This window comes from Rhizobium sp. B21/90 (assembly GCF_019355815.1).
GTDB lineage: Bacteria > Pseudomonadota > Alphaproteobacteria > Rhizobiales > Rhizobiaceae > Rhizobium > Rhizobium rhododendri.
In genome coordinates this window covers 688,238-710,684 of record NZ_CP072162.1, presented here as the reverse complement: position 1 = coordinate 710,684, position 22,447 = coordinate 688,238, and the positions used below count along the sequence as shown (strand labels likewise).

Sequence of the window (22,447 nt, the reverse complement as noted above, 5' to 3'; positions counted from 1 at the left end):
ATCAATGCAAGATACATGATGCCCGTCATGTAAAGCGCAGGTCGCAGGCTTGCTGGACTTTGCCTCGGAGACGGGTGAAATAGTCGCAGACACGGTCGCGCCGCAAACGCTTCGACCACCCGATCACTGGAACAGTCCCATGGTGTCCACTGCCCTAGCCTCGACGCTTGCACGCCGCAACATCCATTACGGATGGGTGGTGGTGGGCGCCACCTTCCTCACCATGCTGGTGACCGCCGGCGCCATGGGCGCACCGGGCGTCCTCATCAAGCCGCTGCAGGACGAATTCGGCTGGAGCACATCGTCGATTTCCTCGGCGCTGGCCATCCGCCTTCTGCTGTTCGGGCTGATGGGCCCCTTTGCCGCCGCCTTCATGAACCGCTTCGGCGTGCGCAATGTCATCATTTTCGCGCTCGTCACCGTCGCCATCGGCTTCATCGGCTCGCTCTACATGACGCAACTCTGGCAGCTGCTGCTCTTCTGGGGGATCATCGTCGGCTTCGGCACGGGGCTGACGGCGATGGTGCTGGCCGCCACGGTCTCGGCCCGCTGGTTCAGCAAAAATCGCGGCCTCGTGGTCGGCATGCTGTCGGCAAGCTCCGCCACCGGCCAGCTGGTCTTCCTGCCGCTGATGGCGGAGCTGACCCAGCGCTATGGCTGGCGCACCACCGTCGTCTTCGTCTGCGCCATGCTCGCCGTCGCGGCCCTGGTCGTCATGGCGCTGATGCGCGACCGCCCGGCCGACCTTGGCCTGCCCGTCTTCGGCGAGGACAAGGTGACGCCCGTCCCGAAGATCGACAGGAGCCTGGCTGCCATGCTGATGTCGCCGCTGCTGGTGCTGAAGGAAGTCTCGCGGAGCTCGACCTTCTGGATCCTGTTCACCACCTTTTTCATCTGCGGGCTCAGCACCAATGGGCTGATCCAGACGCATTTCGTCACCCTCTGCGGCGATTACGGCATCCTGCCTGTCGCAGCCGCCAGCGTGCTGGCCGTCATGGGGATTTTCGATTTCTTCGGCACGATCGGCTCGGGCTGGCTGTCCGACCGCTTCGACAATCGCTGGCTGCTGTTCTGGTACTACGGCCTGCGCGGCCTCGCCCTGCTGTTCCTGCCGTTCAGCCAGTTCGGCTTCTACGGCCTGTCGATCTTCGCGGTCTTCTACGGGCTGGACTGGATCGCCACCGTGCCGCCGACGGTCAAGATCGCCGCCGACCGCTTTGGCCCGGAAAAGGCCGGCATGGTGTTCGGCTGGGTCTTCACCGGCCACCAGCTGGGTGCTGCCACTGCCGCCTTCGGCGCCGGCCTGTCGCGCACCGAACTCGACAGCTACCTGCCGGCATTCTTCGTCGCCGGCGCCTTCTGCCTGCTGGCCGCAATCCTGGCAATCACGCTGAGCAAACCCGGCATCACGCTTCGCCGCACAGCCGCTGCCCACTGACACACACGAGCCAACGTTTACCCGGGCCCGCAAGGCCCGCCGGCAAACGCCCACCGACGGAAATTGCCGACGAGCCCCCACGCCGTCTTGCGCCTGCGCCCACTCGCATGTTAGAGACCCGCCTCGTCGGTATCCGTTGCCCCATTGGCGGAATTGGTAGACGCGCTCGACTCAAAATCGAGTTTCGCAAGAAGTGCTGGTTCGACTCCGGCATGGGGCACCACAGACCAGCCGAGACCGACTGGAAACATTGAAATCGTTGAGCTAATTCGTCCTACGGGTACTGAGCAAGGTACTGATCGAGGACCAATCTATGAAGACCGTTCGCTTGAGATACGTCACCAGAACGAAGACCGGCAGTTACGAATATCGCAGACAAGTTCCCAAGGCTCTCCGCGAGAGGGTGGGGAAATTCGAGATCAAGAAAGTTCTTGGCTTCTCAGAAGCACAGGCAATACGCGGATATTCAGCATTTCACGAGCAAGTCGAAAGATTGTTGGCAGCAGCCAAGCTTCCTGAGATCAACCTTACGACACTTGGAAATAGCCCCAAAACAGCCATGGATAACTACAGGGAGGCTTTGGCGCGTCTCAAGGCCGTTTCTATTGACCCGACCGAACCGCTCTACAGCGAGCCCGGGGAAGTCACGCAAGCCGACTTGCTGGCTGATCACTGGGTCGTCAATGACACTGCTGATAGTGTTGCCATACGGATGCTTACGAGCGTTGGGAACGTGAAGCCCCCTGTGGCAACATTCATGGATGCCTCCCGCCTATACGTGACAACAAAAATCGAGGGCAAACCGGATGAACATCGAAAGCGCCTGAGGAACGGGCGCGTCAGCGGGTTTGTTACTACTGCCCTTGGCAAAGACCCCAAGCTCACCGACATGACACGCACCCACGCCCGCGAGGTCGTTGCGGAAATGCTAGCTTCCGGGGCGAAACCTGAAACGGTTGACCGATATTGCAACGACATCCGTGCTATCATCAATTTCGGCATCACAGAGTTTGAGCTTGAACGTCAAGCGATCAATCCTTTCGTGAAGATCGACATCAAAGGGTTGAAGGCTGACAACGAAACCGACCGCGACGAGCGTAGCCCTTTCACGAAGGCACAACTCAAGGCAACGCGGGCCTACATTCTCGATCACGCCGGATCCGAATTGAAGCTGATTTGGCGCTTACTTGAGGGCACGGGGATGCGCTTGAGCGAGGCCTCGGGCCTTGAGGTTCACGACATAGCTCTTGATGGCGACACACCGCACCTCGATCTACGGTTCAACCGCATCAGGCGACTGAAGAACAAGTCTAGCGTTCGGCTGGTCCCGCTTGTCGGCGATGCGTACGCATCCGAGCTGAACCGGATTGCGGATTTGAGTGATCGTGTGGATGCTCTGTCTATATAGACGGCAATATAGACGGTGCTTTCATGGACATCACAAGCGATCACTCGGGGCGTTTCAGCCGGATGGAGATTGTCGATAGCGGGCGTCGGCGGCGTTTCACGGATGAAGCGAAGCTGGCGATCGTGGCTGAGAGTTATGCTGGCCCGCGGCAGGTAACAGTCACGGCGCAGCGTCACGGGATCACGCGTTGGCAGTTGAATGCCTGGCGCAGGGCCGTGCGGGAAGGACGCCTTGTCCACCGCTCGACGAACGAGTTTGTTCCGGCGATTGTCGTTGCTGCCGAGCCTGTTTTTGCGAGCACGCCTCCTGCGGAAACTGTCGCGGTGCCGTCTCCCATCACCGACCGGGGTCGCATAGAGGTGGTGAGTGCGAACGGCCGGCGTGTGATCATGGGCCAGGATATCGATGTGGACGTTTTGCTACGGATCATGCGTGGTTTGGAGACATTGCGATGAATCCGTTTCCGATGGGGGCGGAGATCAAGGTGTGGCTGTCGACCGGACATACCGACATGCGGTGTGGCTTTCCATCCTTGGCCCTTCGGGTGCAGGAAGTTTTAAAGCATGATCCGCTGGGCGGTCATTTGTTCTGCTTCAGGGGCCGCCGCGGTGACCTGATAAAGTTGATCTGGCATGATGGCCAGGGCGCATGCCTGTTCACGAAAAAATTAGAACGCGGCCGGTTTATCTGGCCGAATGTGCAGGGTGGCGCGGTGGCGATCACACCGGCGCAGCTTTCCTATTTGCTCTCTGGAATTGACTGGCGAGCTCCTCAGGAAACTTGGCGTCCAACACGCGTTTGAGTTTCTTCATCATTGAATTTGTTGAAGAAATATGCTCTTATTCTGGCATGTCGTTACCACCGCTTTCCTTTCCTGACGATCTTGCCAGCGCCCACGCCGCGCTGCTGATAGAACGCGAGGCACGGTTGCGGGCCGAGGCGGAAGCCACCAGCGCCAAGGCAAAACTTTCCAGCATCGAGGCGCTCAACGCCCATCTGCAATTGCTGATCGCCAAGCTGGAACGCGACAAACACGGTCCAAGCCGGGAGCGCACCCAGCGGCTGATCGACCAGATGGAATTGCAACTCGAGGAGCTGGTTGCCGATGCCACCGAGGACGAGCTCGCTTCACAAGTGTCTGCCGCCAAAACCCAAGTCGTGCGTGCCTTCACCCGCAAGCGGCCAGTGCGCAAGCCTTGGCCAGAGACTATCGAGCGCGAGCGCGTCGTCATCGACGCGCCCAGTGCCTGCGATCACTGCGGCAGCGAACGCCTGTCGAAGCTCGGTGAGGACACCACCGAGACGCTGGAGGAGATCCCGCGCCGCTTCAAGGTCGTCGAGACCGTGCGGGAGAAGTTCACGTGCCGGGACTGCGGCTGCATCAGCCAATCGCCCGCACCCTTCCATGCAACGCCACGTGGCTTTCTCGGCCCCAAGCTACTCGCCACCATCGTCTTCGACAAATTCTCTGAGCATCAGCCGCTCAACCGCCAGAGCCGTCGCTTTCGCAGTGAAGGGATCGATCTGTCCACCCAGACGCTTGCCGACCAGGTTGGCTACGTCAGCGCCGCCGTCACACCGCTGTTCGATCTCATTGAGACCCATGTGTTTGCGGCCGAGCGGTTGCACGGCGACGACACCACCATCCCGATCCTCGCCAAGGGCCAATGCACGACGGGGCGCATATGGACCTACGTTTGCGACGACAGGCCGTTTGGTGGGCTATCACCGCCGGCGGCCGTCTTCTACGCCTCCAGTGATAGGCGGGGTGAGCATCCGCAACGACACCTGGCCGAGTTCACCGGTATCCTGCAGGCTGATTGCTACAATGGCTTCAATCCGCTCTTCGATCGGACCAAGAAACAGATCCCGGTGACGCCGGCCTTCTGTTTTGCCCACGCGCGCCGAAAGTTCTTCGAGTTGGCAGATGTCTCGCGAAGTGCCCGGCGGGGCAAAGGGGCAAAGCCTGTCTCTGCGACGGCGTTGGAGGCGGTCAAGCGTATCGATGCGCTGTTTGACATCGAGCGCGACATTAACGGCCAGAGCGCCGGTGAGCGACTTGCCGTGCGCCAGGAAATGAGCAAACCGCTGCTCGAAGAGCTGGAGACCTGGTTGCGGCAGGAGCGCGAAGGTTTGTCGCGATCCTCACCGGTGCTTGAGCCGATCAACTACATGCTGTCGCGCTGGCAGGACTTTGCCAGATACGCCGATGACGGCAGGATCTGCATGACGAACAACGCGGCGGAAAGAGCTCTGCGCGGCGTGGCTTGCGGAAGGAAAAACTGGAACTTCGCCGGGTCCGATCGCGGCGCAGACCGGGCTGCCATCATGCTGACCCTTATCACCACGGCCCGTCTCAACGATATCGATCCGAAGGCCTGGCTGGCGGACGTGCTGGCTCGCATCGCCGATCTGCCCGTCTCCCGCCTGCACGAATTGTTGCCATGGGAATGGAAGAGGATCAAGGCGGCGGAGATTGCGGTTGCTGCGTAAATAACTGCCGGAAAAGCTCTTCCGATCGGCGTAGACCCTCATCCGTCAGCACCAGCGACTTCGACTTGTTCACCGGATCGCCAATCAAGCCTTTCTGATGCAACCGATCCGTCGTAGCCCAGTCAAAACCCTTCCAGGCGCAACGCTCGTTGTGAAGCGTCAGCCATAGCAGCGCCAGCACAGCATCGTCGATTTTGCCTTCGTCGATCTCCATCCCGCCAATTTACCACGCGCAAAAGCAAAAATCCTGCGGTTCACCTCGGATGGATACGGCGATGCGCTTGATGCCGCCCGTGAGGCTCTTGATGGTCGTTCGGGTAGTACCGAGGCAGTCTTCAGTAAGTATGGCAAGCCGGGTGGTGGCAACGTCGCCAGTGCGGCACTGATGAAGAACCTTAGGAAAGTCGTGAAGGATCCTAAGGTGACCGTGCACTCCTTGCGCCACACGCTACAGGACAGGATGATCGTCGCAGGCATCAGCGAGCATGATAGGCACATCATACTGGGTCACAGTGTAACCGGCGAGGCGAACCGGTATGGTTCGAAAGAGGCTAGGCTCGTGGCGACAACAGAAGCAATGAGGTTGCTGCTACCGTCCAAGAACGCACAGAAGGCGTAAACGACAAGAAGGCGTTCAAAGGCCCTAACAGCGCAGATAGTGCGTCACTCAACCAATGTATACCAGTAGTCATTGAGCAATTGGTTGGCTGTAAGAGTTCCGAAATACCGATCGAGCAACAGGCTGGACTGCCCCGGCAAACTGAGGGAAACGGAAATACGCTGTATGACAGCTTCGGTATTCGACGCTGACATATTGTAAGTCGTACCGAAGGCGGCTTTGAATGGCCCTTCCTGCTCAAGGCGCAGCAGTTGCATATTCATGTCACCATAAGAGAAGCCAAGGTAGACGATGCGCTGAGCCTCGCTAATCAAGCCACGCATTCGCGACAGCATCGCCTCGTCCTCAACTCTTTCTGTGAATGTCCGTATCTGAGCAGCGTATTTTCCGAGGTCCTGAGACCTGTGAAGGTCGCCATAGTTGACTGAAGGTTGCGGCCCCGGCTGCCATGGGAGTTTCCCAACCTGCCCATAAGGGTGGATGACGGTTAGCTTGTTCGTTAGCAGCTGAGCCACATCCAGCGGTATCTGCATGTAGTTCGCTATCCAGTGGGACAGATAGTGTTCGATGCAACGGTCATAGTTGAACGTGACTATGCTGACATTCTCAAACATCGTTTCAAGGTCTGTCTTCCTCAAACCCTCGCATATCATCTTGCAGAACGTGTTGAGCCAAATGTTTGGATAGGTCGCGAATTCGATGCCCCCATTCCGCTCTTGCAATTGGATTGTGCTTTTGTTCTCGGCTTCCAGAATTGAGGCTGCGATACCAAGCTTACCAGCGAGCACAATGTCTGGATCGTCGGAGTGGGTATGCAGAAAGTTGTCTATCGAAATCGCCTGCGGCATAGCAGCGGCTATCACGCGTCCGGCAGTACACAGCGGATTAATATCCCGTTCCCCGCGCTGCTCGACAATAGCTCGGATTGCACCCAAGATGCCCCTGTCACCCCGTGACAAGTCGTATCCATTTTCAAAGCGTAGGTCGAGTTTGCTACTAAGCACCGCCTTGAGTTGATCACCCACGGGCAATCCCATTTCGCTGCTTGCGCCGGCCCCGACCACAAGAACCGTCTTCCTTTTGAACATACCCGCCTCACACGAAGCCCATCTCACGCCATCACTGGAACCAAGCGGGAACATGGTCAAGGTATGAATGAGAGCGCCAACAATATTCCGAACACAGCCCGAAATTTTTGCCGCAAATTTCCTGAATGGCATGATACTGGTGGATCACGCGGCGAACCCCCGGTGCCCCCCCTCGAAACTAATAGGGCCACCGGGGTACAAGGCGGCATCAGTTGAACCTCCTGTTCCTCGAAGGTGCGCTTGATGCTAGACTACCTCCTTGACGAAACACCCATCGTTGCACAGCATGATGCCATCATCGCCGCAAACGTGGACCTACGGGACCACCTATCGATGATTAACGCCGCCCTCGATTGCCTCTCGCGTCTACCTGAGGCTTTGCGGGAAAGAGACAGCGACGAGCTAACAATGCTTCGTCTGTCGATACGGTGCTTCAACAGCGGTGCGGCAGCGCTGCGTCTGTTGCGCTGTGGCTATTTTCAGCCCTGCCTCACCATGGTTCGTGATCTCATTGAGGTCTACTTCCTCATGGATTTGTTCAACCGCGACAGAGACAGCTTGACCAGATGGCATTCCTCACCTGAAAAGGTTCGGAAGAGGGACTTCAAGCCGGTTAAGGTGCGGGAGCGACTGGACGCTCTTGACGGCTACAAAGATCAGCGCAGGGCTAAAGCCTATGCACTCCTCTCGACATACGGTGCGCACCCATCTCCCGATGGCTTTTCGTTAATATCGCCCGACAACCTTACTCAAATTGGACCTTTCCCTGATCAAACTCGTCTGCGGGCACTCCTTGAAGAGCTTGCTCAGCATCTTGCGTATGCTGCGGATGTCGTGGTTACTTTCGCCCAAGAGGACAGCGGAGCAGTGGCCGCCGTGGCGGTCAGGTATCGGCAGGCGCTGAACCATTGGAGGAAGCGTTACCTGCCCACGGAACAATCGCACTGGCCGGGGAACTAGTGGATGGAATCTAACGCTTGGTGCCCGCGTTTAACGGCGGCGATGATTTTGTCGGGATCGGCGGTCCAAGTGAAGGGCTTTGGCTTTTTGTTGTGCTCAACGAGGAAACGGTTGATGGCGGCCTGGAGATCGACGACGGAATGGAAAACGCCGCGTTTCAGACGCCGCTTCGACAGCCTGGCGAAGAAACCCTCCACCGCGTTGAGCCATGAGCTTGAAGTCGGAGTGAAGTGGAAGGTGAAACGCTCGTGACGGTCGAGCCAGGCTCTCACCTTGGGATGCTTGTGGGCAGCATAGTTGTCGAGGATGACGTGGACGGCCTTGTCGTCCGGCACCTGGGCGTTAATGGCGTTGAGGAAGCGGATGAACTCCTGATGACGATGACGCTGCATGTTGCGACCGATGACGGTGCCGTCGAGCACGTTGAGGGCGGCAAACAGCGTGGTTGTGCCGTGCCGCTTGTAGTCGTGGGTCATGGTGCCGAGCCGACCCTTCTTCATCGGCAGGCCCGGCTGGGTGCGGTCGAGCGCCTGGATTTGGCTTTTCTCATCGACCGACAACACGACGGCGTGGGCTGGCGGATCAACATAGAGGCCGACAACGTCTCGCAGCTTGTCGACGAATTTCGGGTCGTTGGACAATTTGAACTGCCGCCACCGATGAGGTGCGAGGCCATGCGCTTTCCAGATACGCCTGACTGCGCTGGCGCTGATGCCGGCGGCCGTCGCCATCATGTCGGCCGTCCAGTGCGTCGTCTCGCCCGGCGGATCAGCCAGCGTCAGGGCCACCACACGCTCGGCGACATCGGGTCCGAGCCGCACAATACGCGACGGCCGCGTCTTGTCGCGCAGGAGACCCTCGACGCCTTCTGTGGCGAAGCGCTCTTGCCAGCGCCATACGCAGGTCTTCGATTTGCCGGTCTGGCGCATAATCTCGACAGTCCCGACGCCATCGGCACTCAGCAGGATGATCTCGGCCCGCCAGACGTGCTTTTGGGGCGCATTGCGATCCCTGGTCAAGGCCATCAGGCGTTGGTGATCTGTTGGCGAAACGGTGAACGATATTCCTGTGCGCATGCGCCAGACTCGCATGCCAACCAAGCAAATGGAATCCCATACAGGACTCTTATGTCAGGCGGTAACCACTAGCGAGAGAGCGGGAAGCTGCTGAAGGAAGCGGCAGATCAGCTGCCAGCACTTGATCAGTTGAGTATTACATCTTCAGCTTCTCGACGGGAACGCACTAGTAATCCCTATTCACACCTCCAGCCACTCACCAAACGCAGCCGCGCAAGCCGTTTCGCACTTGTCCTTGTCGGAGTAGGTAGCGACTTTGCCGGAGTAAACTAGTGTTGGTCCCATCGTGACCATAACGATTAACACGAATGTACTCATAGAAAATCCCCGTTTTAGCCTTGCCGCTGCTCGTTGCATCATCGATACTGCACCTCAATTGGAGATTGAGGGATAACCTATGAAATATGACGAGCTGATTACTTTTTTGCAACAGACGCTGAAGCACGAAGAGGGTTTGTTAGAGGGCATAGTCAAGATTAATGACCGGGAGATCCCACGGGCTGAAACCCAAGGTCGGATTGACGCGCTACTCATTCACATTGCTCGCCTCCAGGAAACAAACGAGTAATATTCAGGAGACGCAAAGTGCCACCGGGCACAGGTAGTCCCCCGCCTTCGAGAAAGTTTCTCCCAGACTAAGACAAACAACTCTTCCGAACGGCCAAAGCCTATTAGGGTGTTGGCATATACCTGCACCCACCGTTCCTCGCTGGTGGCCTGTCAATGACCAAGCTGAACAATCCAATCAACGGAATGAACCTCTTCATCATGGGGCAGGTTTTCTTCCTCTTTATCGCCCTGCTGTTGGCACCCTTCCTCGCCCTTGCCCTATCGAGCATCGTTTGCGCCACCGCTTGGTCGTACTGCACATCCACTGCTTTCTCGCCATTGCCCCGCGCAGGCTCCCTGATCCAAGGCATTGCTTTCCTTTATGTGGTGGCCGAAGAAGTGTGGAACCTGACCGGCAATGTTGGCTCCGCGATAGAGGCCAACTTCGCCGACTTACATGCTGATGAGCAACCCTCCTCAAAGCCGGCGCTCGAAAAGTACAGGACAATCGCGGCATGGACGCTGATAGCGCATAAGGTGTTTCGGCGCGGTGTCGAAGGGACACTGATCATCGGCGGGACAATCATCAATGCGGCAGGGGATTTGATTGCGGCACGTTTTAGCGAGGTGATGGGCATTCACTGAATGCTCTCCCCGGCGACGTCTTCTAAAGCTGGCCTTATCACCAGTTAACACTCACAACGAACGTTGACATTAGATAAACGACCGATTAGTGCTAGTTACATGCACAACGGGTCTATTAAGACAAATGCTTCAATATGTTCGTTACACACGGGTTTCGACAGCACGTCAGGGACAAAGCGGCCTTGGGCTGGAGGCTCAAGACCTCGACATTGACGTTTACCTGAAGAACTACAGCGACATGCCCTACGAGGTCAAAGGCAGCTTTAAGGACATCGAGAGCGGCACAAACGACGACCGGCTAGAGCTTCAAAAGGCACTAAACCTATGCAGGAAGACCGGCGCTGTATTGCTGGTGGCTAAGCTCGACAGGCTCAGCCGAAAGGTTGCCCGCATCGCCACGCTCATGGAAGACAAGCGGGTGAAGTTCGCTGTCGCCAATCTCCCGAGGACCGACAAGGCAATGCTCCACATGTATGCGGTCATGGCGGAAATGGAACGCGACTTCATCTCAGCACGTACCAAGGCGGCACTGGCCGTGGCCAAGACCCGGGGCTCGAAGCTTGGCGGTCTCCGCGACAAGACCATGAAGCGCAACGAGGCAATTCAGGACAAGGCTGCAGGAGAGGCCAAGAAGCTCATGACGACCATAGGGCCCATGCGTGACGGCGGGGCCACCCTCGCCCAAATCGCAGCATCGCTCAACAGTACCGGCGTCAAGACCTCCCGTGGCGGCGTATGGACAGCGACACAGGTGTCTCGGGTGATCGAGCGTGGCCGTGGGTATCTCATGGCCACTCGGGAGGCCTAAATGCGTACGTCCGCTATGCCGAGGTGGGCCGGGGCAATGCGTTCGAACTTGAGCCCTTTGGCCAAACATTGAATATGAATTCCGCGCCGTTCTGCGAGATACTCGCGTAGTCTCCCGCCTTGTTGTACATGATACCGTCTTTGATCGTGACGTTCTTTTCTAGAAATTGATCCATTCCTTGGGTATTCCAACTACCGCTTCCGCCCTTTTGACGTCCGTCGGCATAGTAATAGTCAGTCTCAGTCATAGTGGACGTGACGCCCATTGTTGCCATGTCTGTTTTCTGAATGCCACCACTCGCCGCCGCCGCTAAGAAGGCCTTCCCTCGGTCAGCCTGCGGACCTGTTCCACTTGCGGCCTCCGTGGCCTGTGCGATTGCGCTTTTCATCATCTCGGCTTCAGTGGCGACCGTACCGGTTCCCGTCAAAGTCTCGCTGTACTCTCCATCCGCGGCGTAGGCCCTTTGAGCATTTTTCATATCAAAAAGCTTGTCGGATTGGCTCATCCCAGAGACGATCTCGATGATCTTACCGATAGCGCCACCCGTCTTCATAGCATCGTCGGTGTGGCCGGTTGCCGCTACCGGCTGGGTCTGAGACGCAGGCGTCACGTCCGTAGCTTGTGCGGTAGGCGAACTGAAAAGAACCGAGATTGCGCTGCTGGCGATAGCTGAAATAGATGTCACGCGATGTTCCCCCACAGAAACAAGCCTTCCTCGTCCACATACATCGGCAGCGTCGAAAAGCGCTCAGGGAGCATCATGCTCAGGAGCAGTCTATCCCGGCAGTTCCTAACTACAAGTAAAAAACGCCTCAAGGTTGTGCAACTTGTCCTCCCACCTCACAATCTTCGCCCGTGGCAGACCAACCTCAAGGCTTAGATAGTCTACCGCAGCGCTTCTCTCAGCCGGTTTGAGGCCTCTTTGAAAGCGCTTGCTGACAAGGCAAGGCAGAAGACACCCGACGAAACGCCCACGTCGCGGAGTTGCTAAAAGGGTGGCAAGAGCTGGACCGACGTGCAGGCCATGACGGGGTCAGTCGCATGACGGTAGCTAAGGTGGCCAAGAGGATTAGGGAGGGGGCGGAGTAGCCAATGGTTGGGGGCGCTTTCAGAATTCCACACGCTGCATCATGTCCTCAAATCTAATTAACAGCTGATTGCAGTCTACGTTTCTGAAGCTTTCTTTGGCTTCCTTGAGGGCGGCTGTGGCGGCATCACTGCGGTTTTCTACAAATCTCCGCCTAAGGCTTTCGCCCTTTGCTGTGAGGTCAGTCGCTGTATTGCAATAGTCCTCTACAGCATCAACCGCCCCCATCCTATGTATTTCATCTGGGGACAGCGGTGCGGAAACCGTGGGACGCCATGTCGTGTGGGTCAGCGCCCAGAACTGGTCACATAGGCACCAACAAACCAACAGACCAAAGCTCACGGCGGCTACCGAAAAGATCTTCCTCAAACGCATCATGTCAAAGCCGTTCAATAGGGGTGGGTCTGTCAAAGTTCGCACGGCATTGATGCACAAGGAAAGGCACGTGAGGCAACCCTCGCCACATCTATTGCATTCCTCCGTCGCCTTCATCCGAAAAAAGATTGTCTCAAGATTGTCCCAGTTTGCCCGGCAAGCCTTTGAACCACCTGCAGCCACACCAGATTACGTCTACCAAGTGCATGATTTCGTTGAATTTCCTTGTTGACGGGTACATGTTGTGCCGCCATATGGACCCCGCCTGACAGGTCTGTGGACACACCCACGGCGCAGGGGACGCACCAAGTAGCCCCGTACAGCGGAACCAAAGACACCAAATCTGGAACGGTCGAGGCCGTAAGCAGTGGCAAGGCGGACGGGGTGGCCCGGACGTTGAACAGAGCGGTGTAGGGATTGGCCGGGAAGCAACCCGAGCCCCCTGAGAGAGACCACAGAGCGCCATAGATCACCTTAGTCCACCCAAGCGGCACCGCCGTCAACGGCGTTACGAGACCACCACAGCGCCTACGGGCACCCCACATTAGAACATAAGACTACTCAAATACGTCCTGCCCCCGTGCCTCAGGGTCCCGGTACGGAGTGGCCGTGCAGCGTGTACTGCATGAACGGGGAGCCATGCTCCTCGCCTTGACCAATCCAACAAAAGAGAACCCACATATACATGAGAACATGCAAGGCTGACGGATGCACCAAGCCGGTCGATGGCTACAGCTCCCTATGCGAACGCCACAAGAGGACTAAGGCTCGCCATGGTCATCCTCTTCAGGTTGGCGTCAAGAAGACGGACCTCAAACCCTACATTAGGGAAATCGAAAGCTACCTGAGCACCGTTTCCGCGACCACCGCCTACGACAGCATGAACGACATCTGGAACCGTACCGTGGCGGCGGCACAGGCCGACATCGGGGCAGCACAGCGGGGCGTTCCGTTCAACGTGCATCGGCTCCAGGCATCCGGGGCAATCGTCTCGTTGTCTGAGGAGGTCGATAGCGTTACCATCGTGAAACTGGTGATGGCCATGGGCTTCTGGTACGAGGACGACAAGCGCCACTGGAAACATGACGACGGTTTCCGCTTCCAGACCGTGCGCATGCTGCTACGCCTCAATCCACGCGAGGCGGTCTACAAGTGGTCTGGCAACACCATGACCCGCAGCACCTTCAAGGAGGTCCCACCGAGGACGACTGAGGCACTCTGGTCGATTGTCGATGCCTCGAAGCTCGTTTCCTATGGGGCTGAGATCGCCAGACGGAAGGCCAAGGGCCTTGAGGCTGCTAGGAACAGGGTCCGTGCAGAGCGTGACGCCATCCTTGGGCCAGAGTTGACCGGAGGTGCAGCATGAGCGTCGCGCTGGTTTCCGAAGGTGTACCGAAGCCCCCTTTGAAGGGCATCACGGCAGCACAGTTGCTCCGGAGGAACTTTCCACCAAGAGAGTTTGCTATCGACCCTTGGCTGCGGACCGGTGAGAGCGCCTTGATCTGGGCCGCGACCGGAGTGGGTAAAACATGGCTTACCCTGTCCTTGGCACTAGCGATGGCCGGGGGTGGCCGTGTGTGGGAATGGGCAGCCCCTAAGCCGCGCAAGGTACTGATCCTCGAAGGTGAGATGAACGTGCAAGATCTACAAGAGCGTATCAATCACCTCATAGGCAGCGGCGCGGTTGATGGCTTGGATCGACAGGCAATGGGGGCGAACCTTCTCCTGATGCCGCGCCAATTCCAAGACCCTCGCGCTCAGTTCTACGACATTACCGACGCCGCGTCTCAGGAGCGTATTCTTGCTGAGATGGAAACTAGCGGTGCTGAGGTCATCATCATCGACAATCTCACCACCTGTGCTGACGGCCTCGCAGACGAAAACGACGCCACGGCTTTCAGGTCCATCATGGGCTTCTTGCTGATGATGAAGCAGGCGGGAAAGACCGCCATTGTCGTCCACCACGCCAACAAGTCCGGCAAGGATGCTCGTGGCTCGACGGCACTTGAGGCAACCTTCGAGGTCAAGTTGGGTCTCGAAAGGCCTCCCGTGGAAAAACCCGGGGAAGCATCGTTCATCACTCAATTCGGCAAGTTCCGAGGCCGGGGGAACGACAGCATCAGGCCGCGAGTGTGGACCCTTAGGGAGGCCGGATGGGACGTTCAGGACGACACGGGTAGCAACGATGAGCGCGTTCTGAATGCCGTGAAGTCACTGAAGTTCGTCAATCAGCTTCAAGTGGCGAAGGCGCTTGGCATGTCTCAGGGCTCTGTTTCGAAGGCACTGAAGCGTTGCGTCATTCTCAACACGGCGAAACAAGATGAGATCGACAGACTGTTCATCAATGCACGGTCGCTGTCTGGTGGGGCTCAGGACCCGGCGGAACAAGAGGACACCGTAGTAACCAAGGAAGCCGCCAACGATTTCTAGGGATACCTCGGGTGGCACTGCGGGGGAGGCTCTAGCCCCTCCGCTACACTCGCAGTCCTATTCCCTATTCCTTTCTTACTAGCTGGGAATACGGAATATGGCCTCAAATCGAGCTGGGCGACCCCCCGCATCCCTAACGACAACGACACGAAAGGAGACCGATGCCTACAGAGCTACAACTATTGAAAGAGAGAATTGCCGACCTGCGCAAGATGATGAAGGAAGAGGCCACCAAGCGGACATCCGCTAAGGCCAACCGCTGCGCCTACGCCGTCCATTGTGCTGCGGATCGCCAACTACATAAAGCTGCGGCAAGAGAAAGAACACTCGCAGCACGCATTGTAGAAATACAGGGCCTGCTGGCTACGGGCAATTTCAGGACTATCGAGCAGCTTGCCAGGGCGGTGAGGAAAACTGTGCCGCAGGTTCAGTGGGCGCTTTTCCACGGGAAGCAGCGCGGAAGCATCCCCAACGCTGTCGATTTCGACCAAATCGGCCCGCAGTAACGAGGCCACAAACAACTCCATCTCCAACCTAATTTCAACGTTCTAGCCAAGGGGCCTGAGCGGACAACTCGTCGCGCTTTCGTCCAACTCGCAATCCGAAAATCGAAAGAGATACCATGTCCAACTTTGGCAATGCATTCAGAGCCGCCCGCAATTCCGGCGCGAAGACCTTCACCTTCAACGGCAAGTCCTACACTACAAAGCTGAAGTCCGAGGTCAACAGCGCAGCCAAGACACCCAAGATGGGTCCTATGCCAACGCCCCGTCCTTCAGACCGTAACCCTTCCGTCGCCCCGAGTGCCACCTCGTCAACCACAGAAAGCAAGACTAGTAAGGCTGCGACACCAGTCCCATCGAAGGCTGGCTATGCCGGTGACGGCGTCAAGCGACCAACACCTACCGCAACCCCGGTGACAGCATCAGGCTACGCTGGTGACGGCATCAAACGGCCCGGCGCAGCACCAAAACCCGCAGCCGCACAACCAGCCACCACAGACGCTACCGACGCTGCCGACACACTGAGCGACCGGCTTCAGAAGGCTAAGGCCCGTGCCGCCGCTACGCTTGCCGCAAAGGCAGCATCAGCGAAGCCTGGATATGCTGGAGATGGTGTCAAGCGCCCCACGCCTACGGCAGATGACAAGCCCGTTAAGAGGTTGGTGAGGGGCCGCAATGGCCTAGTCGTCAGATGATTTAGTACGTCGCAACTTCAACCATTGATCACGGGCCGATGCAGCCCAAGGTGGACCGCAGACAACAACACGGTCCCTTTGAATACTGAAGATATTCGAGGGTGGGGCTCAGGTGGCCCCGCCTTCACTATCTCATCTCGACAACAATCATCTCCCTCCTCCCATTTGGCGCGAAGGACAGTTGCATGAACAACGAGACGTCGGTCTTCGGCTTCAAAGGCCACGAGATAAGAACTATGATGATCGACAGTGAACCGTGGTGTTGGTTTCCACGCAGAACTGAGCCGGTTAGGCGCATAATTTCCATTGAGAATTGAGCCATGTGAACCTTCCCCCAACGCGGCGAGCGACGGGGGCAACGGAGTGATCCACATGGGACTTTTAAACATCATCCGTCGGATGGCGCTGCGTGAGAAGCAGTCGATCCGGGAGATCAGCCGGCGCACCGGGTTGTCACGCAACACGATCGCGAAGTATTTGAATGCGGGCACGATTGAGCCGACGTTCACGGTACCGGAACGACCGAGCAAGCTTGATCCTTTTGCCGATAAACTATCTGGCTGGCTGAAGACCGAGGCCGGGAGGTCGCGCAAGCAGCGCCGAACCTTGAAGCAGCTTCATGCCGATCTGATGGCTCTCGGATTTACCGGCTCCTATGGTCGGGTTGCCGCGTTCGCCCGTGACTGGCGGACTGAGCAGCAGACAGCGGGCCGCGGCATATTCATTCCTCTGTCTTTCCGCCCAGGCGAAGCGTTCCAATTCGATTGGAGCGAAGATTATGCCGTGATAGGCGGCGAGCGCACGAAGCTGCAGGTCGCCCATATCAAACTATCACACAGCCGGGCATTTCTGGTCAGGGCCTATCTACTGCAAACGCACGAGATGCTCTTCGACGCCCACTGGCACGGGTTCCGTGTGTTCGGCGGCGTGCCTGGCCGCGGCATTTACGATAACATGAAGACAGCGGTCGATCGTGTCGGTCGTGGCAAGGAACGGCAGGTCAATATCCGTTTCCTCGCGATGACGAACCACTACGTCTTTGCGCCCGAGTTCTGCAATCCCGCCGCGGGTTGGGAGAAGGGTCAGGTCGAGAAGAATGTCCAGGATGCCCGACCGCGGCTGTGGCAACAGATGCCGGACTTTCCGGATCTGGCGGCATTGAATGCCTGGCTGGAACAGCATTGCCAGGACCTGTGGCGCGACACAGCGCACGGCACCTTACCCGGCACGATCGCGGATGTCTGGGCTGATGAGCGGGCAGCATTGATGTCGCTCCCCGCCATGTTTGATGGCTTCGTCGAGCAGAGCAAGCGCGTCTCGCCGACATGCCTGATCACCTTCGAGCGGAATCGTTACAGCGTGCCAGCATCGTTTGCGAACCGGCCCGTCAGCCTGCGAATCTATCCCGAGAGACTAGTCGTTGCGGCCGAGGGCAATATCCTATGCGAGCATGAGCGCGTCATTGAGCGCAGCCACGACAAGCCGCCGCGAACGATTTACGACTGGCGACATTACCTTGCCGTCATCCAGCGCAAACCCGGTGCCCTGCGCAACGGTGCACCCTTTCTGGAACTGCCGGTGGCCTTCAGACAGTTGCAAGATCAGATGCTTCGCCGCCCCGGCGGTGATCGTGAGATGGCCGATATTCTGGCCCTTGTCCTTCATCACGACGAACAGGTCGTCCTCAGGGCTGTGGAACTGGCCCTGGATGCGGGGGTGGCGACCAAGACGCATGTGCTGAACCTGCTGCATCGGCTGATCGACGGCAAGACAATCGATGGTCCCGACATCGATACGCCACAGGCGCTGACCTTGGTGCGTGAACCCGAGGCCAATGTCGAACGCTATGATGGCCTACGCGCCAGGATCGTAGGGGGTCGCCATGCGTCATGACCCCGCAAGTGCTGCCGTCGTCATCATGCTACGGAGCCTGAAGATGTATGGCATGGCCCAAGCCGTTACAGACCTTATCGAGCAAGGGGCTCCTGCCTTTGATGCGGCCGTGCCCATCCTGTCACAGTTGCTGAAGGCCGAGATGGCCGAGCGCGAGGTCCGCTCCATCGCCTATCATATGAAGGCCGCTCGCTTTCCTGCGTACAAAGACATCTCCGGCTTCGACTTCGCTGCCAGCGAGATCAACGAGGCCACCGTGCGCCAACTGCACCGATGCGAGTATATGGATGGGGCGCAGAACGTTGTCCTAATCGGTGGCCCTGGCACTGGAAAAACGCATGTTGCGACCGGTCTTGGAATCCAAGCGATCGAGCATCATCGCCGAAAGGTCCGCTTCTTCTCGTGCGGGTTTCACAAAGTCCCGGACAAAGATTTCAGTAAGTCGCGGACACCGAATTCAGAAAGTTCGGGACAGCAAATTCAGTAAGTCGCGGACAGAAGGGACAGCGGATTTAGATCGAATCTCGTGAGCGCCGATCTGGCAATTTGTTCTCGTGTTTTAAGCGAGGATCTAATGCCTAGACGGAAGCAAGCGAGACATACTGATGTGAAAGACATTCGATCGATACTGCGGCTGACGTTCGAGCAGGAATTGTCGATACGCGCCGTTTCTGAGCGGCTGAAGATGAGCAAGACGTCGGTCTCAACGTATCTGCTGCGGGCGCGGGAGGCGGGGCTTGCAGCATGGCCACTTCCACCCGGTCTGGATGATGACGAGCTCCTGGAGCAGCGACTATTCCGGCGGATGGGGCGACCTCCTCGAGACAGCGAGGAACCGAACTGGCCGAAAGTGGCCAGCGAGTTGAAACGCAAAGGCGTGACGCTCAACCTGCTATGGCAGGAATACCGGGAGGTCCATCCGGATGGATACGGCTACACCTGGTTCTGCTGCCGATTTGCTGATTATGAGAGCCGCGCCAAACCCACCTATCGCAGTCGTCATGTGGCTGGTGTCGCGATGGAATGCGACTATGCCGGCCATACGATCCCGATCATCGATCCGTCTTCTGGCGAGATCCGGGCAGCACAGATTTATGTGGCCGTGCTGAGTGCATCGCAATTGGTGTTCTCCTATGCCAGCTTCAGTCAGAAGCTGCCGGATTGGATCGAGGCGAACCAGCGAGCCTTCAGTTACTTCGGTGGGGTGACGAAGACAACGATCTGCGACAACCTCAAATCCGCGATTGCCAAGGCTCTCTGGTTCGAACCGACGTTGAACGCGACATTTGCTGCCTTCGCCGAACACTACGATACGACCGTATTGCCAGCACGGCCGCGGCGTCCTCGGGATAAACCATCCGCGGAGGGATCGGTTTTAATCGTCGAGAGGTGGGTTCTGGCCAGACTTCGAAACGACCGTTTCTTCAGCCTTGTCGATCTCAATATCCGCATCAGCGCTCTGATCGAGGACCTTAACACCCGTACGATGCGTCGGTATGGAAAATCCCGGCGAGCCCTGTTCGATGAGGTCGAGCGCTCCCAGCTCAAGCCACTGCCGCCAACGCCGTTTGAATACGCGGAATGGAAGGTCGCCAAGGTTCATCCCGATTACCATGTCGACGTCGACAAGACGTTCTATTCCGTGCCGCACGGTCTGATCGGCAGGAAGGTCGATATCAGGCTGACGTATCGAGCGGTCGAGATCTTCTTTGACCACAAGCGGGTCGCCAGCCACATCCGAAGCTCCCAGCGTTCCGGCCATATCACTGTCAATGAGCATATGCCGAAAGCTCACCAGCGCTATGCAAACACGACGCCTCACACGTTGCGCAAGGAAGCGGCGAAGGTTGGGGCCAATACTGCGATATTTATCGAGCGTCTGCTTAGCGATCGGCCGCACCCGGAGCAAGGCTACAGATCCGCTCAGGGCATTCTCTCCCTGGCGCGTCGTTACGAAACCGATCGGCTGGAATTGGCCTGTGAGCGTGCGTTGGTCATCAATGCGCTGACCTATTCGTCTGTCGCCAACATTCTCAGATCTGGTCTCGATCAGGCTCCTGCCGCAAGCGAGACCGTGAAGCCGGCACCGCCGCACGGCAATATCCGCGGCAAAACCTACTACCAATGAAAGGACATCTAATGCTGACACATCCAACACTGGACCAGATGAGTGCGCTTGGTCTTGCCGGAATGGCAACCGCCTATCGCGAACTTATCGAGCAAGTTCATGGAAATGATCTTAGCTTTGACGAACGGCTTGGCCTGATGCTCGACCGCGAGATCGCACTACGAACCGACCGACGGCTGACCAATCGGCTCGCCACAGCAAAGCTTCGATTTGCCAATGCCTCGATCGAAGACATCGATTTTAGATCTCACCGCGGCCTTGATCGTCGCAATGTCTTGTCCTTGGCGCAGGGCGCATGGCTGAAGGCAAACGAGAACCTGATCCTGACAGGCCAAACGGGCACTGGAAAAACTTGGATCGCCTGCGCCTTTGCGAGACAGGCGGCCCGCCTCGACTACTCTGTCCTCTACGTTCGTATGCCGCGGCTCTTCGAGGATCTCGCACTTGCCAGGCTCGATGGACGCTTTCCGCGCCTCATCGACAAGCTGGCACGTGTTCAGTTGCTGGTGTTGGATGACTGGGGAACCCATACCCTGAATGACCGACAGCGCCTCGATTTGCTCGAAATCTTCGAGGAGCGATATCGAAGGAAATCGACCCTGATCACAGCTCAGCTTCCGGTGGCCGCCTGGCACGAAATGATTGGAGAAGCCACTTTGGCCGATGCGATTTTGGATCGCATTGTTCACAACGCCCACCGCATCACTCTCGAAGGCGACAGCATGCGCAAACGAAAAACGCCGACGCTCTTGACCGGCGACGAAATAACCGAACACAATCACGCGTAACAGCAACAAGGCAACCGGGATTCGATCGCATCCGTTGTCCGCGACTTAGCGAAACGCTTGTCCGCGACTTGCTGAAACCGCTGTCCCGATTTAGCGAAATCCGCATCTTCTCGACCATCGAACTGGTCAATGCTCTCGAGCAGGAGAAGGCCAAGGGCAAGGCGGGCCAGATCGCGGAGACCCTGGTGCGCCTCGATCTGCTCATCCTGGACGAGTTGGGATACCTGCCGTTCAGCGCCTCAGGCGGAGCGCTGCTCTTCCACCTGTTGAGCAAGCTCTACGAACGCACCAGCGTCATCATCACCACCAACCTCAGCTTCAGCGAATGGGCAACAGTCTTCGGCGACGCCAAGATGACCACGGCTCTGCTCGACCGTCTGACCCACCGTTGCCATATCCTGGAAACAGGAAATGACAGCTTCCGCTTCAAGGCCAGCTCGGCTGCAGCAGCGCAGAAGAAAGGAGAAAAAGCCAACCCCTTGACCAAACCCTGATCAAAAAACCATACTCAGAGGTGGCTCACTTCTCGGTGGAAAAACCGGCTCAGTTCCGCGTGAAAACCAACACCGTGGTTCATCGCAGGCGACCTATGCGCAGCGCTGGGTTTGCCTACAGGTTCCGGCTCCGGTCGTTGGCTTCTGGGACACGGGCCCATCCAAAAAAAGCCGGTGTTTCGTAAGTCTAATCCAGAGTTGTTCTCAAACTCGAAATCTCAATCAGCTACACTTATCTCAAAAGACAGCCTGTACAAAATACTTAGGCGTTCAAGCAGCCCAGAGGCAAAGCCATTACTTAACTGGATCAGGCGGGTTGTGATGCCAGCAATTAAGATTGCCCAGGCATCGACTGCCGCTGCTGAGGCTGTCAGCACAAGCACCCCAACGGACGACGAATTGATATTGAAGGTCGTTGAGGTGATGACGCGCAGGGTGGATCGCCTATCCGCTGAGAAAGCAAAAGCTCAGGCAGTTATCGATCTACTTTTGAGTTGCGCATCGATTGCCGAGTAGCTTGAGCCGTGGCTATCGCAATTTGATCGTCCTTGGGGAGACTTGAACAAAAAAGCGAGCTAGGCTCGAAGTGCGCCGCTCTGACTGCACCAAGAACTGTGATGATGTTTCTGACAGTGGGAAGCTTGCAGTAGTGCAACTAAATATCTGATTTACAACAATTTTTTCGCTTGCTCTTGCCCGCCGAAGCACTTAGCAAAGTGTGATCACCGCAATCACGCAGGTGTCTCACGGGGACAAGCTAATGCTCATCAAAACACGCCGCCTCGAAATCGAATTGTCGCTCGGCTCGCTGTTCTTTGAAGTCCAAGCTTTCGGGAAAATTTGCGCCTTCCATTGGGATCGCGTCGGTGACATGCGGTCTTTCGACTGGATGATCCCGAACCCCGCTCATGTCTCTAGCAAAGCCTAACAAAAGCGCTCTTGGAGGCGATAGCGGGGTACTGTTGCCAAC

Annotated in this window: 22 protein-coding genes, 1 tRNA gene and 3 pseudogenes; 22 read left to right on the top strand and 4 right to left on the bottom strand. The window is 57.4% G+C overall.

Annotation, left to right across the window (positions count from 1 at the left end; translation table 11 throughout):
• Positions 1–139: 139 nt before the first annotated feature.
• From J5278_RS03395 to J5278_RS03370, 6 genes are all read left to right on the top strand, one after another.
• Entirely contained in the window at positions 140–1,438 is a 1,299-nt protein-coding gene (locus J5278_RS03395) for an MFS transporter (protein WP_209185066.1), read from the top strand.
• Positions 1,439–1,576: 138 nt separating this feature from the next.
• Positions 1,577–1,661: transfer RNA gene (locus J5278_RS03390), tRNA-Leu, on the top strand.
• A gap of 90 nt (positions 1,662–1,751) precedes the next feature.
• A complete protein-coding gene (locus J5278_RS03385) occupies positions 1,752–2,846 on the top strand; it encodes a tyrosine-type recombinase/integrase (protein WP_209185118.1) in 1,095 nt (364 codons plus the stop codon).
• 23 nt (positions 2,847–2,869) lie between these two features.
• Positions 2,870–3,301 (top strand): transposase, encoded by a 432-nt coding sequence (locus tag J5278_RS03380; protein WP_142832636.1) that lies wholly within the window; start codon positions 2,870–2,872, stop codon positions 3,299–3,301.
• Positions 3,298–3,648 carry an IS66 family insertion sequence element accessory protein TnpB gene (gene tnpB, locus J5278_RS03375; protein ID WP_143122947.1) on the top strand — a complete coding sequence of 117 codons (351 nt, stop codon included), beginning with the start codon at positions 3,298–3,300 and terminating at the stop codon, positions 3,646–3,648. Before J5278_RS03380 ends, tnpB begins: the two co-directional genes overlap by 4 nt.
• A 47-nt stretch (positions 3,649–3,695) precedes the next feature.
• Positions 3,696–5,339: an IS66 family transposase gene (locus J5278_RS03370; protein WP_209187034.1), complete on the top strand. Its 1,644-nt coding sequence runs from the start codon at positions 3,696–3,698 to the stop codon at positions 5,337–5,339.
• Here the strand turns inward: J5278_RS03370 and J5278_RS03365 are convergent.
• Together J5278_RS03365 and J5278_RS03360 are read right to left on the bottom strand one after the other, a co-directional pair.
• Entirely contained in the window at positions 5,308–5,553 is a 246-nt protein-coding gene (locus tag J5278_RS03365) for a DUF6429 family protein (RefSeq protein ID WP_142832635.1), read from the bottom strand. The two genes, J5278_RS03370 and J5278_RS03365, sit on opposite strands and share 32 nt — an antisense overlap.
• Positions 5,554–6,002: 449 nt before the next feature.
• Complete coding sequence (locus J5278_RS03360; protein ID WP_209187036.1) at positions 6,003–7,046, bottom strand: hypothetical protein; 1,044 nt, start codon at positions 7,044–7,046, stop codon at positions 6,003–6,005.
• Positions 7,047–7,289: 243 nt separating this feature from the next.
• Between J5278_RS03360 and J5278_RS03355 the strand changes: the two genes are divergently transcribed.
• Positions 7,290–8,006 (top strand): hypothetical protein, encoded by a 717-nt coding sequence (locus tag J5278_RS03355; RefSeq protein ID WP_209187037.1) that lies wholly within the window; start codon positions 7,290–7,292, stop codon positions 8,004–8,006.
• Here J5278_RS03355 and J5278_RS03350 read toward each other — a convergent pair.
• Entirely contained in the window at positions 8,003–9,082 is a 1,080-nt protein-coding gene (locus J5278_RS03350) for an IS630 family transposase (protein ID WP_111223089.1), read from the bottom strand. The genes J5278_RS03355 and J5278_RS03350 overlap by 4 nt on opposite strands.
• Positions 9,083–9,479: 397 nt before the next feature.
• Here J5278_RS03350 and J5278_RS03345 point away from each other — a divergent pair, with 397 nt between their 5' ends.
• The 3 genes from J5278_RS03345 to J5278_RS03335 all read left to right on the top strand — a co-directional run bounded on the left by J5278_RS03345 (position 9,480) and on the right by J5278_RS03335 (position 11,084).
• Entirely contained in the window at positions 9,480–9,650 is a 171-nt protein-coding gene (locus J5278_RS03345) for a hypothetical protein (RefSeq protein WP_209186965.1), read from the top strand.
• 155 nt (positions 9,651–9,805) lie between these two features.
• Positions 9,806–10,276: a hypothetical protein gene (locus J5278_RS03340; RefSeq protein WP_209186966.1), complete on the top strand. Its 471-nt coding sequence runs from the start codon at positions 9,806–9,808 to the stop codon at positions 10,274–10,276.
• 124 nt (positions 10,277–10,400) lie between these two features.
• A complete protein-coding gene (locus J5278_RS03335) occupies positions 10,401–11,084 on the top strand; it encodes a recombinase family protein (protein WP_219258307.1) in 684 nt (227 codons plus the stop codon).
• 13 nt (positions 11,085–11,097) lie between these two features.
• On the opposite strand, the gene J5278_RS03330 is transcribed toward J5278_RS03335, so the two are convergent.
• A complete protein-coding gene (locus J5278_RS03330) occupies positions 11,098–11,769 on the bottom strand; it encodes a hypothetical protein (protein WP_209186968.1) in 672 nt (223 codons plus the stop codon).
• A 1,462-nt stretch (positions 11,770–13,231) separates the two neighbouring features.
• Here J5278_RS03330 and J5278_RS03325 point away from each other — a divergent pair.
• The 12 genes and pseudogenes from J5278_RS03325 to J5278_RS03275 all read left to right on the top strand — a co-directional run bounded on the left by J5278_RS03325 (position 13,232) and on the right by J5278_RS03275 (position 22,405).
• A complete protein-coding gene (locus tag J5278_RS03325) occupies positions 13,232–13,912 on the top strand; it encodes a hypothetical protein (protein WP_209186969.1) in 681 nt (226 codons plus the stop codon).
• Positions 13,909–14,976, top strand: coding sequence for an AAA family ATPase (locus J5278_RS03320; protein WP_209186970.1), 1,068 nt, complete (start codon positions 13,909–13,911; stop codon positions 14,974–14,976). Before J5278_RS03325 ends, J5278_RS03320 begins: the two co-directional genes overlap by 4 nt.
• Before the next feature lie 182 nt (positions 14,977–15,158).
• Positions 15,159–15,482, top strand: coding sequence for a hypothetical protein (locus tag J5278_RS03315; protein ID WP_219258306.1), 324 nt, complete (start codon positions 15,159–15,161; stop codon positions 15,480–15,482).
• Positions 15,483–15,598: 116 nt separating this feature from the next.
• Positions 15,599–16,174 (top strand): hypothetical protein, encoded by a 576-nt coding sequence (locus J5278_RS03310; protein ID WP_209186972.1) that lies wholly within the window; start codon positions 15,599–15,601, stop codon positions 16,172–16,174.
• Between the two features lie 372 nt (positions 16,175–16,546).
• Positions 16,547–18,067: an IS21 family transposase gene (gene istA, locus J5278_RS03305; RefSeq protein WP_209187055.1), complete on the top strand. Its 1,521-nt coding sequence runs from the start codon at positions 16,547–16,549 to the stop codon at positions 18,065–18,067.
• A pseudogene (locus J5278_RS03300) lies at positions 18,057–18,470 on the top strand (ATP-binding protein); the annotation flags it as partial. The gene istA (J5278_RS03305) and the pseudogene J5278_RS03300, both read left to right, overlap by 11 nt.
• 171 nt (positions 18,471–18,641) lie before the next feature.
• Complete coding sequence (istA, locus tag J5278_RS03295; protein ID WP_111221723.1) at positions 18,642–20,195, top strand: IS21 family transposase; 1,554 nt, start codon at positions 18,642–18,644, stop codon at positions 20,193–20,195.
• An 11-nt stretch (positions 20,196–20,206) separates the two neighbouring features.
• Positions 20,207–20,983: an IS21-like element helper ATPase IstB gene (gene istB / locus J5278_RS03290; RefSeq protein WP_111221724.1), complete on the top strand. Its 777-nt coding sequence runs from the start codon at positions 20,207–20,209 to the stop codon at positions 20,981–20,983.
• 98 nt (positions 20,984–21,081) lie between these two features.
• Positions 21,082–21,477, top strand: a pseudogene (locus tag J5278_RS03285) (ATP-binding protein); the annotation flags it as partial.
• A gap of 111 nt (positions 21,478–21,588) precedes the next feature.
• A pseudogene (locus J5278_RS31570) lies at positions 21,589–21,744 on the top strand (hypothetical protein); the annotation flags it as partial.
• 54 nt (positions 21,745–21,798) lie between these two features.
• The gene (locus J5278_RS30860) at positions 21,799–21,993 is read left to right on the top strand and encodes a hypothetical protein (RefSeq protein WP_247749932.1); all 195 of its coding nucleotides are present in this window, start codon (positions 21,799–21,801) and stop codon (positions 21,991–21,993) included.
• Positions 21,994–22,237: 244 nt separating this feature from the next.
• Entirely contained in the window at positions 22,238–22,405 is a 168-nt protein-coding gene (locus J5278_RS03275) for a hypothetical protein (RefSeq protein ID WP_209187059.1), read from the top strand.
• The last annotated feature ends 42 nt before the right edge of the window (positions 22,406–22,447 follow it).